Annotated in this window: 11 protein-coding genes, 1 tRNA gene, 3 pseudogenes and 1 other annotated feature; of the genes and pseudogenes, 8 read left to right on the top strand and 7 right to left on the bottom strand. The window is 66.2% G+C overall.

The annotated features are described in order from the left end of the window. Positions 1-461: 461 nt before the first annotated feature. Both C1A17_RS02520 and C1A17_RS02515 read left to right on the top strand, forming a co-directional pair. Entirely contained in the window at positions 462-1532 is a 1071-nt protein-coding gene (locus C1A17_RS02520) for an IS110 family RNA-guided transposase (protein WP_101650415.1), read from the top strand. Positions 1533-1548: 16 nt separating this feature from the next. Next, positions 1549-1773: pseudogene (locus C1A17_RS02515) on the top strand (integrase core domain-containing protein); the annotation flags it as partial. A gap of 79 nt (positions 1774-1852) precedes the next feature. Here C1A17_RS02515 and C1A17_RS02510 read toward each other — a convergent pair. Then, on the bottom strand, positions 1853-4030 hold the full coding sequence (locus C1A17_RS02510; RefSeq protein WP_101650411.1) for a YhgE/Pip domain-containing protein: 2178 nt from the start codon (positions 4028-4030) through the stop codon (positions 1853-1855). A 39-nt stretch (positions 4031-4069) separates the two neighbouring features. After that, complete coding sequence (locus C1A17_RS02505) at positions 4070-4915, bottom strand: ATP-binding cassette domain-containing protein (RefSeq protein WP_245873379.1); 846 nt, start codon at positions 4913-4915, stop codon at positions 4070-4072. A gap of 453 nt (positions 4916-5368) precedes the next feature. Between C1A17_RS02505 and C1A17_RS02500 the strand changes: the two genes are divergently transcribed. Beyond that, positions 5369-5635 carry a TDT family transporter gene (locus tag C1A17_RS02500; RefSeq protein WP_101650409.1) on the top strand — a complete coding sequence of 89 codons (267 nt, stop codon included), beginning with the start codon at positions 5369-5371 and terminating at the stop codon, positions 5633-5635. A 44-nt stretch (positions 5636-5679) separates the two neighbouring features. Here C1A17_RS02500 and C1A17_RS02495 read toward each other — a convergent pair whose 3' ends face one another. Beyond that, a complete protein-coding gene (locus C1A17_RS02495) occupies positions 5680-7023 on the bottom strand; it encodes an IS256 family transposase (protein WP_245873475.1) in 1344 nt (447 codons plus the stop codon). Positions 7024-7249: 226 nt separating this feature from the next. Here C1A17_RS02495 and C1A17_RS02490 point away from each other — a divergent pair, with 226 nt between their 5' ends. The 4 genes and pseudogenes from C1A17_RS02490 to C1A17_RS02475 all read left to right on the top strand — a co-directional run. Continuing rightward, positions 7250-7447 (top strand): recombinase zinc ribbon domain-containing protein, encoded by a 198-nt coding sequence (locus C1A17_RS02490; RefSeq protein WP_342750297.1) that lies wholly within the window; start codon positions 7250-7252, stop codon positions 7445-7447. Between the two features lie 41 nt (positions 7448-7488). Further along, positions 7489-8519 (top strand): annotated as a pseudogene (locus C1A17_RS02485) (IS3 family transposase); the annotation flags it as partial. Further along, positions 7788-7922: a sequence feature (AL1L pseudoknot), on the top strand. It overlaps the preceding pseudogene by 135 nt. Before the next feature lie 260 nt (positions 8520-8779). Then, complete coding sequence (locus C1A17_RS02480) at positions 8780-9850, top strand: IS110 family RNA-guided transposase (protein ID WP_101650405.1); 1071 nt, start codon at positions 8780-8782, stop codon at positions 9848-9850. Between the two features lie 16 nt (positions 9851-9866). Continuing rightward, a pseudogene (locus C1A17_RS02475) lies at positions 9867-10100 on the top strand (integrase core domain-containing protein); the annotation flags it as partial. A gap of 558 nt (positions 10101-10658) precedes the next feature. On the opposite strand, the gene C1A17_RS02465 reads toward C1A17_RS02475, so the two are convergent. The 3 genes from C1A17_RS02465 to C1A17_RS02455 form a co-directional block, all read right to left on the bottom strand. Next, a tRNA-Val gene (locus tag C1A17_RS02465) sits at positions 10659-10735 on the bottom strand. 61 nt (positions 10736-10796) lie between these two features. Next, a complete protein-coding gene (locus C1A17_RS02460; RefSeq protein WP_101650404.1) occupies positions 10797-12179 on the bottom strand; it encodes a uracil-xanthine permease family protein in 1383 nt (460 codons plus the stop codon). Positions 12180-12221: 42 nt separating this feature from the next. Continuing rightward, positions 12222-13223 (bottom strand): helix-turn-helix transcriptional regulator, encoded by a 1002-nt coding sequence (locus C1A17_RS02455; protein ID WP_101650402.1) that lies wholly within the window; start codon positions 13221-13223, stop codon positions 12222-12224. Between the two features lie 59 nt (positions 13224-13282). Between C1A17_RS02455 and C1A17_RS02450 the strand changes: the two genes are divergently transcribed. Further along, on the top strand, positions 13283-14308 hold the full coding sequence (locus C1A17_RS02450; RefSeq protein ID WP_101650400.1) for an SDR family oxidoreductase: 1026 nt from the start codon (positions 13283-13285) through the stop codon (positions 14306-14308). 27 nt (positions 14309-14335) lie between these two features. On the opposite strand, the gene C1A17_RS02445 is transcribed toward C1A17_RS02450, so the two are convergent. Further along, positions 14336-15850, bottom strand: coding sequence for a fatty acyl-CoA synthetase (locus C1A17_RS02445; protein WP_101650398.1), 1515 nt, complete (start codon positions 15848-15850; stop codon positions 14336-14338). Positions 15851-15852: the final 2 nt, after the last annotated feature.

Raw genomic sequence — 15852 nt, 5'->3', positions numbered from 1 at the left:
GGCCGCTGGCCCCCACCGGCAATATCACCGGCTCCCAACCGCACGATCGGCTGGCCCCCATGACTTCAAATACTCAGTGGTGCTGAGCAGCTCGTCCACCACTCTGACAGAGGCTCGCAGTACGTTGCCGTGGCCTACACCGAGCGACCCGCTGACGCGAGTATCCGGCCGTCTGTGGGGAGTGTAGGAGACAGCTATGACTGTCAGTCTGTTTCTGCCGGGTTCCGCGAGAATCGGGTAGTCCCGGCCGGCGCGGTTTGACCCTTGCTTATGATTGGCCCGCATGGTGCCTTTGCGTTGATCTGTCGACCGTCCGGCCGGGGCTGTATCAAGCGCTGCCGCCGGTCGGGCGTGACCTAATAGGAGCCTGGAGCATACTTTCGACAGCGTCCCCGTGACAGTCCTGTCCACCCGCCGACGACAGCGTGAAACCCACGATAACGGGCGAAGGAGACAGCATCATGGACGATGTTGAGCAGTTCAGATCAGGGCACATCGTAATCGGCATCGACACTCACAAACACATCCACGTCGCAGCAGTCATGGACTCTGTCGGCGGGATCCTCGCGACTCTCACGATCGCGACCGACACCGCCGGGTTCAAACAACTCCTTGAGTGGGCTGCGGGATTCGGGAAGATCATCGCGTTCGGCATCGAGGGCACCGGCTCCTACGGGGCCGCGCTCACGTCTTTCGTCCGCCGTCACGGGCACAAGGTCATCGAGGTCTCCCGTCCTGATCGGCGGCTGCGGAGACTGAACGGGAAGTCCGACACCCTCGACGCAGAGAACGCTGCCAGGGCAGTGCTCGCCGGGTTCGCGACCGCGATCCCCAAAACCGCGGACGGCGTCGTTGAGATGATTCGACAGCTGAAAGTCGCGCACGATACCGCGGTGAAGGACCGCACCGGCGCGATGGTTACCCTCAAAGCGATGCTCGTCCACTCTTCTGAGGACCTTCGCCGGGAGACGGCGAAGAAAACGCAGAAGATGGTCGCGAGGCACTGCGCCGCGCTCCGTCCGCGGGGTTTGGAGACGCCAGAAGATGCGAACCGTTACGCGCTCAGATCGATCGCGAAGCGCTGGATCGCACTAAGCGAAGAAACCAAGGAACTCGAAGCACAGATCGAGCAGCTCGTGCTCCAACGCGCGCCGCACCTGCTTGACGAATTCGGGATTGGCGTCGATACCGCCGCGGAGATCCTCATCGTCGCCGGTGACAATCCCGAACGAATCCGAAGCGAGGCCGCGTTCGCGAAGCTCGCCGGAATCAGCCCTGTTCCGACCGGTTCAGGAATGACCAGTGGGAAGCATCGCATCAACCATGGCGGACATCGGCAACTCAACGCGGCGATCTACCGGACCGTGATTGTCAGGATGAGATTCCACGAGCCCACGATCGCCTACGTCGCCCGTCGCACCGCCGAGGGCAAGAGCAAACGCGACATCATCCGCTGTCTGAAACGCTACGTGATCCGCGAGGTCTACCACCTCGTCAAGACCGACCCGCGAACCGGCGAAATCATGAGTTGACAACTATAGGAGCATCAATGCACTGGCTGAGACGGTCAACGGGCTGTACAAGACTGAGCTGATCTACTCGCAGCCGGCGTGGGCTGGGCTGACCGAGGTGGAGTTCGCGACGATGAACTGGGTGCACTGGTGGAACACCGGCCGGCTGCATGAAGGACTCGGACATCGGACCCCGGCCGAGGTCGAAGCTAAGCATTTTGAAACCGTGGCAAGACAAGTCGATACTTTAACTGCCGTCTAGGAATGAAACCCAGGACGGTTCAGTCCCGCGACAACTCTGCAGCCCGAACCCCAAGGCACGACCCCGCACCCGGCCCGGCCTACAGCTGCAGGCTCGGGTGGAGCTGAGTGAGAGTGACCATACGCTTGCGACTGCAGACCACGGTTGTGGCGACCAGGGGGATTGCAGTCATCAGCAGCAGCACCACTGCCGCCTGCGCGGCGATGAACATGTCGCCGCCGGCGACCAGGGTCCGCAGGCCCTTGACCGCGTGCGTCATCGGCAGGAACGGCGAGATGATCTGGAAGATCTTCGGTGCCGTCTCCACCGGATAGGTTCCGCCTGCCGAAGCGATCTGCAGCATCAGCAGGACCAGGGCGATCAGTCTGCCGACACCGCCCAAGGCCGCGACACACAACTGGTGCACGGAGTGGAAACACGCCGCCGCGAGCATCGAGAACAGCAGCGTCCACAGCCACGCTCCGGCCGAGAAGTCCAAGGTGAATGCGAGGATCGCATAGAGAACTGCGACTTGAGCGATACCGAAGAGCAGCCCGGGAACGTAGCCGGCCCAGGCGATGCGCGACGAAGTCGCCGATGAGAACAGCGCCCGATATGGAATGGCGTTGATGACCATATAGGTGATCATTCCGCCGATCCACAGGGCCAAGGAGACGAAGAACGCGGACAGTCCCTCGCCATAGGCGTCGACCGCGTTGTCCTTGACTTTGTCTGCATCGACGGGAACAGCCACGACATTCGAACGGTTCTCCCGGTCCTTCTTGTCATAGGTCGGGATCTGCTCAAGTCCCTTCTGCAGACCATCGGCGAGTTCGCCGGAGCCGTCAACGAGTTTGCCCGCGCCCTTGTCGAGTTCGGTCGACCCGTCAACGAGCTGTTCCGAACCGTCCTTGAGATCACCGGCTCCGTCCTTGGCCTTCGCCGTGCCGTCCTTGAGCTGGACGGCACCGTCATGGAGGTCCCCGACACCTTTGGCGAGCTTTCCCGCACCTTCGTCGAGCTTGATCAGCCCGGAGTGGAGGTCGTCGGCACCGGTCGCGACCTTCTGCGCTCCGTCGTCGAGCTGACCGATCTTCTTATCCGCCGTGCGGATCTCGTCCATCACCCCGTCGACCGCGTCGGTCAGCTTGTCCTCGAGGTTCTTGGCCTTATCCTTGGCATCGGAGGCGCGCTGGTGCGCGGAATCGAGGTCCTCGCCGAGGCCGTCGGCCTCCTCGGCGAGTTTCTTGACGTTCGGGTCGTCCGGATAGTCCTCCTGCAGCTGCTTGATCCGGTCGTCCATATCCCCTCGCACGGTGGTTCGAGCATCGTCGAAGTCCCCTTCGGCGCGCTCGAGCTCGGGGCGGGCCCCATCGACGACGTCATCGGCCTTTCGTTTGACGTCCTCGGCCTTCCTCGTGGCCTCGTCGGCGGTATCACGCAGCTCCGAGGTGCCGTCGGCGACCTGTCCTGCGCCGTCGGCGAGTTTCTTCGAACCGTTCTTCGCCTCTGTGGTGGATTTCGCCAGGGTGTCGGCACCGTCGGCAAGGTCGCCGCTGCCTTTCTTCAGTTCACCTGCGCCCTTATCGAGGTCGTTGAGCCCGGTCTGCAGGGTTCCGATGCCCTTGTCGAGCTTCGTCGTCCCACCGACGAGTTCGCTGGTACCGTCGTGGAGTTGGTCTGCTCCGTCGTGCAGTTCGGCCGCACCGTCTGCAGCCTTCTCCGTCTCGGAGTGGATATCGTTGAATCCGAGATACACCTGGTTGACGTACTCGGCGGTCGTCGTCTTACTCAGTCCGTCCTTGATCTCGGAGAGGATGGTCCCGGCCATCTGCCCGACGATGAAGTTGTGGGCGTCGTCGGTGCGCAGCCGCAGCCCTGCCTGCTCCGGATGGTCACCGCCGGTCGACACGAGCATCTCGGAGAAGTCCGAGGGGATCTCGAGGACCGCGAAGTACTTCCCTTTAGCCAGCCCCTCGTCGGCTTCTTTCTGGCTGGTCTCCTGCCAGTCGAATCCGCCTTCGCCCTTCGGCGTGAGCTCGTCAACGAGTTCCTGACCGGCGTCGAGCTTCTCTCCGTCCGACTCGGGCTTCTCGGCGCCGGTATCCTCGTTGACGATCGCTGCCTGCAGCTTGTCGAGGTGCCCGGCCGGGTCCCAATTCGAGGCCAGGTAGAGCCCACCGTAGATCGACGGGATGACGATGATGACGATCATCGCCAAGCGCGTGATCGTGTGGCGTTTGAATCGTGAGAGTTCTAACCAGGGCAGGGAGAACATTCGGGAATCTCCTCGGATTCGTATACGTGGGCAGGAAGTTCAGTGTTTGGACCCGCGATGAGCGGGAGGGTGGGGCGGCAGTTCGAGTTCGACAATCGACGGCTCCGCGCGGGAGCCGAGCGACCTGGTGGCGATGTCGAGTTCGCTCGAGTCCTCGCAGGAGACGATGACCGTGAGCAGGTCCTCGGGATCCCGTGATCTGCGCAGCTGCTGGTAGATGAGGATCCCGGCCCAAGCACGGGCTCGGTCGGCGGATTCGCGCAGGTAGTCGATGTTGTCGATGACGACGACGGGTGGGCGGCTGAGACTCGCCAGCCCGAGTTCGAGGAAGAATTTCTGCAGCTCACTCAGCTCAGAGACGAATACCTCTCCGTCATCGTCGATGAGGAAGTCCGCGCGCTGGGCGTCCTGCTTCGAGAACGTCCCCGGCGGGAGTTCGTCAATGATCTCCTTGGCCGTGGTGAAGGTGTCCCGAATGAGACCGATGACCTCACGCAGGGTCGATTTCGACGCCCACGGCTTGTACCAGGGCTGGAGCATGATCTGTCGTTCTGCGACGTGCTGTGCAACCGTGAAATCGTCCTCAAGGTCCGTCAGCCCGCCGATATGTCCGACCGCAACCTGCCCGCGCACGGTGCGGGCCTGCTTGCGGATATCGATATCGCCGAGGCGGCCCTCCCCCTCGGAGACCCGCATCCTTCCTGCCAAGGACAGGAGGAGAGAGGTCTTCCCGCTGCCAGCGGGACCACGGACGACAGCGATGGCACCGGTCGGCACCTCGAGGTCGATATCGGTGAACACATCGCCCCGTTTGCCGGACAGCGACCAACCGCGCACCGCGACCGCTGGCGCGTCGATGTCGGTGTCCTCGGCGAGAGTGTTCATCGTGCTCTCCATAGCCATCGCTCCCAATCGTCTGTGCCTTCGTCGCTCCGGTCAGTGCCGAAGAATTCTGCACCGCGCAGGTGACTGCAGAATACGCCACTACCGGCACGTGGGGGGGGGGCGCAACGGGCGACTCCATGCGAAATTACCCATTGGTAACTCCAATGAATTCTCTCATGAAAATAGTGGGAGAGTGACCCGAGAAGACCCAGTTGTCACGAATTGCACATCGGTTTCCTGCACAGAGTCCGTGCGGTCTTTCGATGGGACCGCGGCGCCCTCTAGATGGCCGGGACCGTAAGGCGATTTCAGGGGTAGGGTCGCACTACCGAAGACGTCGATGTCCCTTGACACACGGCGACGAGAATGAGAAGCGAATGAGCACGGCCGATCGCAATCCCACCGGAATGCACAGACGGTGGGGGCTGAGCCCGTCGACGCTGGGCCTCGGTGATGGCGACCGGCGTCATGTCGATCGGCGCCGAGGGAATCTGGCGACATGCCGTCCACACGCTGCCGATGACCTTTTCGGCCGGACTGTGGAGCATGGTCTTCCTGCTGGGCATGCGAACGGCGGCGAGCATGCATCTGGGCCGCCCGGGTCGTGTGCCGGCGATCGAACTGGTCGGCCAGCACTGGTTCTGGATCGGACCAGCGGTCTGGGCGATGGTCTTCGACACCATGGTCACCTCATTCGTCAGAGCCCTCCGCAGTCGCTGATCGGTGGGCTTGTCAATCCCTGTGTGTAAGGGGTGTGACGGGGGTTACAGGTAGGGTTCGATTCGTTCGGGGTAGACGAGGGCGAGTTGGCCGAGGGCGGCCTTCCAGTTCGTGGTTACCGATCCTTCGATGAGGCGTCCGGGGGCTCGGCGTTCAGCGGCGGGTAGGCCGCGTTCCTTCTCGCGCTCCCGGGCTCGCTTGTCCTCGATGTTGCAGATCGCCAGCCACAGCAGCTTGACCACGGCGGCGTCGTTGGGGAAGTGGCCGCGGTTCTTGGTGACCTTGCGCAGCTGGTAGTTCAGCGACTCAATCGCGTTCGTCGTGTAGATGACGCGGCGTAGCTCGGGCGGGAGGGCCAGGAACGGGATGAACCGCTCCCAGGCCGCCCGGAACGTCCGCGCCGCGGCGGGGTACTTCGTGCCCCAGGGGCCGGCCTCGAATGCCTCCAGCGCCTCCAGAGCCGCGTCCTCGCTGGCGGCGGTGTAGATCGGCTTCAGCGCCGTGGCGACGGCCTTGCGGTCCCCGTAGGACACGAACCGCATCGCGGCGCGGATCAGGTGGACCACGCAGGTCTGCACGGTGGCCAGCGGCCAGGTCGCCTCGATCGCCTCGGGGAAGCCGGTCAGCCCGTCGCAGCACACGATCAGCACGTCGCGCACCCCGCGGTTGGCGAGGTCCGTGCAGACCTGGGCCCAGAACTTCGCGCCCTCGTGGGTCTGGACCCAGATCCCCAGGACGTGCTTGATGCCGTCCATGTCCACGTCGACGGCGATGTGGGCGGCCTTGTTGACCACGTGAGAGCCGTCCTTGACCTTGACCATGATCGCGTCGAGGTAGATCACCGGGTACAGCGACTCCAGCGGACGGCGCTGCCACGCGAGGACCTCCTCGGCGATGGAGTCCACGACCTTGCCGATCGTCTCGTGACTCACGTCCACCCCGACCGTGGAGGCTAGGTGGTGGGAGATGTCGCGCAGCGTCATCCCGCCGGCGTACAGCGAGATGATCATCCCGTCGACCCCGTCCAGGCGGCGCTGACCCTTGCCTACCAGCATCGGGGTGAAGGTCCCGGCCCGATCGCGCGGGATCGCGAGCTCGATGTCCCCGACCTCGCTCGTCACGGTCTTGGCGTAGTGCCCGTTACGGGAGTTCGGGTGGTCGGCGGCGTCGACCGCGCCCTTCTCATAGCCCACGTGCTCACTCAGCTCGGCCTCCAGGCCCCGCTCCAGGGCGGCCTTGAGCATCCCGCCCAGCACCCCGCCGTCTCCGGTCAGCGGTTCACCGGCATCGATCCGGGCGAAGACCTCATCCAGGGCTCCGGTGGTCTTGAGCTCGGCCGCGAGCTCGGCCTGCTTTCTACGACGCTCAGCGCGCTCCTCGGCGCTCATCTTCGGCATGGCGTCAATCGTCACAGTGTGTCTCCTTCAGGGGGTGGTGCCACACCCCTTACACACACCATTTGACAGGCCCCCCGGCCGAGGTCGAAGCTAAGCATTTTGAAACCGTGGCAAGACAAGTCGATACTTTAACTGCCGTCTAGGAACTAAACCCAGGACGGTTCACAGCGCCTCCGGGGAGAAGACCCAGACCCATGATCACTACCTCAAAGGCAGCCTGTACTGCGGGCAGTGCGGGTCACGGCTGACGCTGACCAACGCCAAGAGCCGCCGCGGCGTGATCTACCCCTACTTCATGTGCACCGGATGGCACGCCCGCCGCACCAATTGCGAACGAAAGTCCATGTTCGTGCCCGACATCGAAGCCGCGGTCGAGGACTACTACCGCCACGTCCAGATACCTGAAGCGCCCTGAGTTTGTTGGAGGCTCCTGACCTTGGAAACGAGGATGGAGTTATGCCGAAGGAACTGGCGAATGGGAAGCCGACGACGCGTCGCTACTCGGACGAGGAGAAGGCCGCCGCGGTGCGGATGGTGAGGACGCTGCGGTCCGAGCTCGGGGTCACGCAAGGAACCGTGCAGCGAGTCGCGACGCAGCTCGGGTACGGGGTCGAATCCGTGCGGATGTGGGTGAAGCAGGCCGACATCGACGAGGGTGTCACCTCCGGCGTGAGCTCGGCGGAGGCGCAGCGGGTGAAAGAGCTCGAGCAAGAAGTCCGCGAGCTTCGCCGGGCCAACGAGGTGCTGAAGCGGGCTGCGTCTTTCTTCGGGGCGGAGCTCGACCGCCACTACCGGAAGTAGTCGCGTTCATCGACGCGAACAAGGACGACCTCGTCGACGGTCGCCGGCTCGGAGTCGAGCTCATCTGCAGACAGTTGCAGGTGGCTCCGAGCAGCTACTACGCCGCTAAGACCCGCACCCCGTCCGCCCGTGCCCAGCGGGACGAGGAGCTGATCCCGCGGCTCGTCGAGCTGTGGGAGGCGAACTACCGGGTCTACGGGGTCCGCAAGCTCTGGAAGGCGGCCCGGCGGGCGGGGATCGCGATCGGCCGCGACCAGACCGCGAGGTTGATGACGGTGGCAGGGATCGAGGGCGCGAGGCGCTCGAAACGGGTGAAGACGACCAGGCCGGATCCGGCGTCCGCGCGACACCCGGATCTGGTGCAGCGGGAGTTCACCGCGACCGCTCCGAACCGGCTCTGGGTGACGGATCTGACGTTCGTGGCGACCTGGGCCGGTGTCGCGTACGTGTGCTTCATCATCGACGCGTTCTCCCGCATGATCGTCGGGTGGCGGGTCGCGTCGCACATGCGCACCGAGATGATCCTCGACGCCATCGAGATGGCCCGCTGGTCCAGAGGTCACCGCCACGCGGACCTGCGGTGTCACAGCGACGCGGGGTCTCAATTCACGTCCATTCGCTACGGCGAACGCCTCGCGGAGATCGGCGCGACGCCGTCGATCGGGACCGTCGGTGACAGCTATGACTGTCAGTCTGTTTCTGCCGGGTTCCGCGAGAATCGGGTAGTCCCGGCCGGCGCGGTTTGACCCTTGCTTATGATTGGCCCGCATGGTGCCTTTGCGTTGATCTGTCGACCGTCCGGCCGGGGCTGTATCAAGCGCTGCCGCCGGTCGGGCGTGACCTAATAGGAGCCTGGAGCATACTTTCGACAGCGTCCCCGTGACAGTCCTGTCCACCCGCCGACGACAGCGTGAAACCCACGATAACGGGCGAAGGAGACAGCATCATGGACGATGTTGAGCAGTTCAGATCAGGGCACATCGTAATCGGCATCGACACTCACAAACACATCCACGTCGCAGCAGTCATGGACTCTGTCGGCGGGATCCTCGCGACTCTCACGATCGCGACCGACACCGCCGGGTTCAAACAACTCCTTGAGTGGGCTGCGGGATTCGGGAAGATCATCGCGTTCGGCATCGAGGGCACCGGCTCCTACGGGGCCGCGCTCACGTCTTTCGTCCGCCGTCACGGGCACAAGGTCATCGAGGTCTCCCGTCCTGATCGGCGGCTGCGGAGACTGAACGGGAAGTCCGACACCCTCGACGCAGAGAACGCTGCCAGGGCAGTGCTCGCCGGGTTCGCGACCGCGATCCCCAAAACCGCGGACGGCGTCGTTGAGATGATTCGACAGCTGAAAGTCGCGCACGATACCGCGGTGAAGGACCGCACCGGCGCGATGGTTACCCTCAAAGCGATGCGCGTCCACTCTTCTGAGGACCTTCGCCGGGAGACGGCGAAGAAAACGCAGAAGATGGTCGCGAGGCACTGCGCCGCGCTCCGTCCGCGGGGTTTGGAGACGCCAGAAGATGCGAACCGTTACGCGCTCAGATCGATCGCGAAGCGCTGGATCGCACTAAGCGAAGAAACCAAGGAACTCGAAGCACAGATCGAGCAGCTCGTGCTCCAACGCGCGCCGCACCTGCTTGACGAATTCGGGATTGGCGTCGATACCGCCGCGGAGATCCTCATCGTCGCCGGTGACAATCCCGAACGAATCCGAAGCGAGGCCGCGTTCGCGAAGCTCGCCGGAATCAGCCCTGTTCCGACCGGTTCAGGAATGACCAGTGGGAAGCATCGCATCAACCATGGCGGACATCGGCAACTCAACGCGGCGATCTACCGGACCGTGATTGTCAGGATGAGATTCCACGAGCCCACGATCGCCTACGTCGCCCGTCGCACCGCCGAGGGCAAGAGCAAACGCGACATCATCCGCTGTCTGAAACGCTACGTGATCCGCGAGGTCTACCACCTCGTCAAGACCGACCCGCGAACCGGCGAAATCATGAGTTGACAACTATAGGAGCATCAATGCCCTGGCCGAGACGGTGAACGGGTACTACAAGGCCGAACTCGTCCGCGGGCCGGCCCGGTCCGGGCCGTGGAAGACGGTCGAGAATCTCGAGCTCGCCACCCTCGGTTGGGTGCACTGGCACAACACGCAGCGCCTCCACGGCTACCTCGGCGACGTCCCGCCCGCCGAGTTCGAGAACGCGTTCTATGCTGTCCAAGCCGACCGCGAACACCTGGTCGGAATCAAATAGCGCGAGTCTCCATCAGACCCAGGGCGCTTCAACCCGAACACGTCGTTACCGCGCTGCGCGAGCTGGTCACCAGCGAGTTCGACCGCCTGCACCAGGTCGCCAAGCACGAGGCCCAGGGGTACAAAGCCGAACGCGACGCGCTCCGTGACGAGCGCACCAAGCTCATGCAAGCTCACTACGCCGGAGCCGTGCCCCTCGACCTGCTCGGCTCGGAGCAGGACCGCATCGCCCGTCGGCTCGCGTTCCTCGACGCCCAGATCAACGCCGGCGACATCGAGTACGAACAAGCCAAAGCACACCTGGACGACTGCCTCGCCCTCGCTGGGGACATGCACGCCATCTACATGAGCATCGACGACTCGCTACGCCGGATCGCCAACCAAGCCTTCTTCGACAAGCTCATCGTCACCGATGACGACACCATCCACGGCGAACCCGGCGTCCCGTTCAACGTGTTCCTCGACCGCGACGTCCAGACCCTCGCCGTCCGCCAACAGGGACGGACGGCGGAATCTGGAACTCAAACCGGTGATGTCGTCCGTTTGAACAACGACCTTCTGGTGGGCCCAGAGGGACTCGAACCCCCGACCCTCTCGGTGTAAACGAGATGCTCTAGCCAACTGAGCTATAGGCCCCGACCGCCGTTCCCGTCGTCCCGGTTCGGACGACGGTGACAGCGGAATCAGTATGGCACACTCACCCGTCCGTCCGGCGTCCGTCCTCGAGCTCGGTCCCGCCCGGGACCGAGGCGGGGCTCGCCGCTTCGAGGCTCGTGCCCCGCCAGCGGGAGATCCCGCGCATAAGGTGGTAGATGCCGATCGCGCACGCGCTGCCGATCGCTATGCCTTCGAACGTGAGGTCCCCGGCCATGATCGTGTAGTTCGCGATCGCGACGATGAGGGCGACGGCGGCGGTGTTGAGGTTGACCGGGTCGGAGAAGTCGACGCGGTTCTGCACCCAGATCCGGATGCCGAGGAGGCCGATCATCCCGTACAGCACGGTCGCCGCGCCGCCGAGGACGCCGGGCGGGATCGTCGCGATCGCCTCGCCGAACTTCGGGAGCATGCTGAGCACGAGCGCCATGAGGGCGGCGAGGACATAGGCCGCCGTCGAGTACACGCGGGTCGCCGCCATGACGCCGATGTTCTCGGCATAGGTCGTCGTGCCCGACCCGCCGCCGGAGCCCGCGAGCGTCGTCGCGAGGCCGTCGGCGAGCAGCGCCCGGCCGGTGATCGGGTCGAGGTTCTGCCCGGTCATCGCGGACACCGACTTGACGTGGCCGATGTTCTCCGCGACGAGGACGAGGACCACGGGGAGGAACAGGCCGAGGAGCGCGAGGTCGAACGCGGGCGCGTGGAACTCCGGCAGGCCGACCCACCCCGCCTCTCCGATGGCCGCGAAGTCGACCTGGCCCTGGAGCGCGGCGGCGGCATACCCGACGAGCACGCCCACGAGGATCGACAGCCGGCCGATGATGCCCTTGAAGAGCACCGTGGTGAGGAGGATCGCGGCGATCGTGATGACCGCGGTGAGCGGCGCCATCTGCACCCAGTTCCATGCCGCGGGGGCGAGGTTGAAGCCGATGAGCGCGACGATCGTCCCGGTGACGATCGGCGGCATGGTGACCTCGATCCAGCGGGTGCCGGCGAAATGGACGACGACGCCGATGAGCGCGAGGAGGATGCCGACGGAGACGATCCCGCCCTGGGCGAGGGCCATCTTCGCCGGGTCGACCGCGGTGCCCGACTCCGGGTCGAATCCGGTGACCGCGGCGAGCGGGGCGAGGAGGGCGAACGACGAGCCGAGGTAGGACGGCATCTTCCCGGCGGTGACGAGGAGGAAGAGCAGGGTGCCGACCGCGGTGAAGAACAGGGTGGTCGCCGGCGGGAACCCGCTCAGCAGCGGCACGAGGAACGTCGCGCCGAACATCGCGACGACGTGCTGGGCGCCGATCCCGGCGGTGCGCGGCCAGGAGAGCCGGTCGCCGGGCAGCACCACGGCTCCGGGCTCGATCCGCCTCCCGTCGCCGTGGAGCGTCCAGAACGGGGTGCGGGAGCGCGGGGAGGAGGTGCTGCTCATCGATGTGTCCTCGGGGCTGGGGTGAACGGGCCACCGAGTATCCTACGGACTCGCGGTCCGGTGCCGCGCACCGGAGGTCGGCGCGGCCGCACCCTGCCGATTGCGCTCCCACAGGTCGCGGCCGCGCTCGGCGAGCCGCTCCCGGACGGCCGCGGGGGAGGACACCGCGACCCCGGGGACCTGGAGGAGCTGGGAGGCGGCGATCTCGGGGCTCTCCATCGGGAGATCGACCGTCACGCGGTCCTCGCCGCCGGAGGGGGTCGCGGTCACCGCATCGAGCACGGCTGTCGTCCGCGGTCCGGGGGCGGCCCGCCGGAGGGCGGGGAGTGCGGATCGGGGCAGCGTGAGGCGGACCGTGATCCGGGTCAGGCCCTCCTCGAACTCCGCCCGCGACCGGTGCCACGCGGACGCGAGCGAGAAGTCGGCGGGCCGCCATGCCTCGAGGTCGAGCACCGTCGCGTGCTCGATGCGCGCCACCCGGTACGTCCGCACGGCTCTCCGGTGGGCGGCGACGAGGTACCAGCGGTCGGTTTTGAGGACGAGGCCGAGCGGGTCGAGCACCCGGGTCGCGGTCGTGCCTCCCCGACGGTAGCGGATCCGGAGCCGACGACCGGTCCACACCGCACGGGACACCGCCGGCAGCGCGGTCGGCTCCTCGGACTCGGTGAACCACGCAGCGGAGTCGATGAGGATCCGTCGGTTGAGGTCACCGTCGCGGTCCCGATCCGCCTCGCGCAGGCGCAGCCGGGCCGCGCGGAAGTCCGCGGCGAGGCCGAGGTCGCCGGCGGCGGTCTCCCCGAGGAGGAGTGCGGTGGTCTGCTGGGCCGGCATCCCGGCGATCGGCGACGTCCACCCCTCGACGAGCCCCACGCCGCCTGCGGGTCCCGTGCGGGTCCACAGCGGTACCCCCATGCCCTGGAGGGCGACGAGATCGCGTTGGACCGTGCGCGGCGAGACCCCGTGCCGGTCGGCGAGCACGGCGACGGTCGTCGAGCGGAGGCGGGAGAGGTCGATGATGAGGGAGAGCAGGCGAGCGGACCGCATGGGACGAGCCTAGAGAATTCACGACACGATCTGTCGGGAATGGCTGGCATGCTCGCATCATGGACACCGACGCACAGCACCCGGAGACCCCTGCCCGACACACCCCTGCCCGACACGCCTCGTTCCCGCACACCTCGGACGAGCCCGCCCGGCCGCTCGCCGGCAGGATCGCCCTCGTCACCGGGGCCACCCGCGGAGCCGGGCGCGCGATCGCCCGCGCGCTCGGCGGGGCCGGTGCCGAGGTGTACTGCACCGGCCGCTCGACCGGGGCGGCCCGCTCCGACTACGGCAGGCCGGAGACCGTCGAGGAGACCGCAGGACTCGTCACCGCGGCCGGCGGCATCGCCCACGCCGAGGTCGTCGACCACCGGCGGGTCGAGGAGATCACCGCGCTCGTCGAGCGGATCGATGCCGCGCACGGTCGTCTCGACATCCTCGTCAACGACATCGGGGGAGAGGCGTACGTCGAGTTCGACGTCCCGCTGTGGGAGTACGACCTCGCCCGCGGGATGCAGCTGTTCGAGACCGGCTTCCTCACCCACCTCCTCACGAGCCGTGCCGCCCTCGGACTGCTCGTCCGTTCACCCGGCGGCCTCGTCGTCGAGATCACCGACGGCACCCGGACGTACAACGCCGCGCACTTCCGATCGACGGTCTTCCTCGATCTCACGAAGACGGCGGTCGACCGGCTCGCGTTCGCCACGGGCCACGAGCTCCGCGAGCACGAGGGCACCGCGGTGTCGGTGACTCCCGGCTGGCTGCGCTCGGAGATGATGCTCGAGGGCTTCGGTGTCACCGAGGACACGTGGGAGGCGGCGGCCCGGGCCAACCGCGGACGGTCGGACGCCGTGCCGCCCTACGCGTTCGCGATCTCGGAGAGCCCGGCGCTGCTCGCCCGCGGGATCGCGGCCCTCGCCGCGGACCCGGAGCGGGCGCGGTGGAACACCCGGTCGACGAGCTCCTACGAGCTCGCCCGGCACTACGACCTCACCGACGTCGACGGCTCGCGGCCCGACACGTGGCGCTTCATGGCGGCGCTCGAGTCACAGCCGGTGGAGTCGATCGAGATCGACGACTACCGGTGACCGAGGACTACCGCGGACTGGGCCCGCTCAGCGCGAGCGAAGCGTGCGCTTGAGGATCTTCCCCGAGGAGTTCTTCGGCAGCTCGTCGACGAAGTGGATCGCCTTGGGCACCTTGAAGCCGGCGAGCCGACCCTTGACGTGCTCGATGACCTGCTCCGCGGTGAGGCTCTCGTCCTTGCGGACGACATAGGCGGTGATCGCCTCGATCCACTTCTCGTCCGGCATGCCGATGACCGCGACCTCGGCGACGGAGTCGAGCTCGAAGATCGCGTCCTCGACCTGGCGGCTTGCGACGAGCACGCCGCCGGTGTTGATGACGTCCTTGACCCGGTCGATGACCTCGACATAGCCCTCGGCGTCCTGGATGACGAGATCGCCGGAGTGGAACCAGCCGTCGCGGAACGCCTCCTCGGTCGCCTCGGGCTTGTTCCAGTAGCCCTCGCACAGCTGCGGGGAGCGGTAGAGGATCTCGCCCTGGGTGCCGGGCTCGACGTCGACGCCCGAGGGGTCGACGACCCGGGTCTCGACGAACAGGCACGCGCGGCCGGCCGAGCCGAGCCGGTCCTTGTGCTCCTCGGGTCGGAGCACGGTGCACAGGGGGCCCATCTCCGACTGCCCGAAGCAGTTGTAGAACCCGAGCTCGGGGAGGTGCGCGACGAGCTTGTGGAGCACCGGACCGGGCATGATCGAGGCGCCGTAGTACGCCTTGCGCAGGCTCGTGAGGTCCCGGGTGGCGAAGTCCGGGTGGTTGACGAGCGCGACCCACACGGTGGGCGCGGCGAAGAAGGTGTTGATCCCCTCGGACTCGATGAGGGCGAGGAGGTCGCCGGGCACCGGGACGGGGACGATGATGTTGTACGCGCCCTTGATGAGCGCCGGGATGAGGAACACGTGCATCTGCGCGGAGTGGTAGAGCGGGAGCGCGTGGACCTGTCGATCGCCCTCGTCGAAGTCGAGCACGTCGAGGCAGCTGAGGTAGTGGTGGAGGAGCGCGCGGTGCGTCATCACCGCACCCTTGGGCAGCGAGGTCGTGCCCGAGGTGTAGAGCAGCTGGGCGACGTCGGTGTCGGTGACGTCGAACTCGCCCATCTCCGCCGGCGGGATGTCGGCTGCGCGGGCGACGTCGAGGAGATCCTCGAAGGTCGCGCGCTGTGCGCCGCGGCCGGTCTCCGTCGCGTCGATGTCGCCGGCCATGTCCGCATCGGCGATGACGAGGCGGGCGCCGGAGTCGTCGAGGATGTACTCGAGCTCGTCGTTCTTGAGCTGGTAGTTCACCGGCACGTGGATGAGGCCCGCGCGCACCGTGGCGAGGAACACGAGGGCGTAGAGGTCGGAGTTCTTCCCGTAGGCGGCCACCCGGTCGCCGTGGTCGAGCCCCTGGGCCACGAGGTGCCGGGCGAGCGCGGTGACCCCGGCGTCGAGCTCGGCGTAGGTCCACGTCCGGTCGCCGAAGACGATGGCGGTCCGGTCGGGGGTGCGCCGTGCGGTGCGGCGGAGGACGTCGGCGATGGTGCTGGATCGCAGCGCTGGGATCGAGTTCATGG

The sequence above is a fragment of the Brevibacterium ihuae genome (genome assembly GCF_900184225.1).
Taxonomy (GTDB): domain Bacteria; phylum Actinomycetota; class Actinomycetes; order Actinomycetales; family Brevibacteriaceae; genus Brevibacterium; species Brevibacterium ihuae.
Note: the sequence above shows the minus strand (reverse complement) of the source record. Positions and strands in the feature narration are given on the sequence as shown.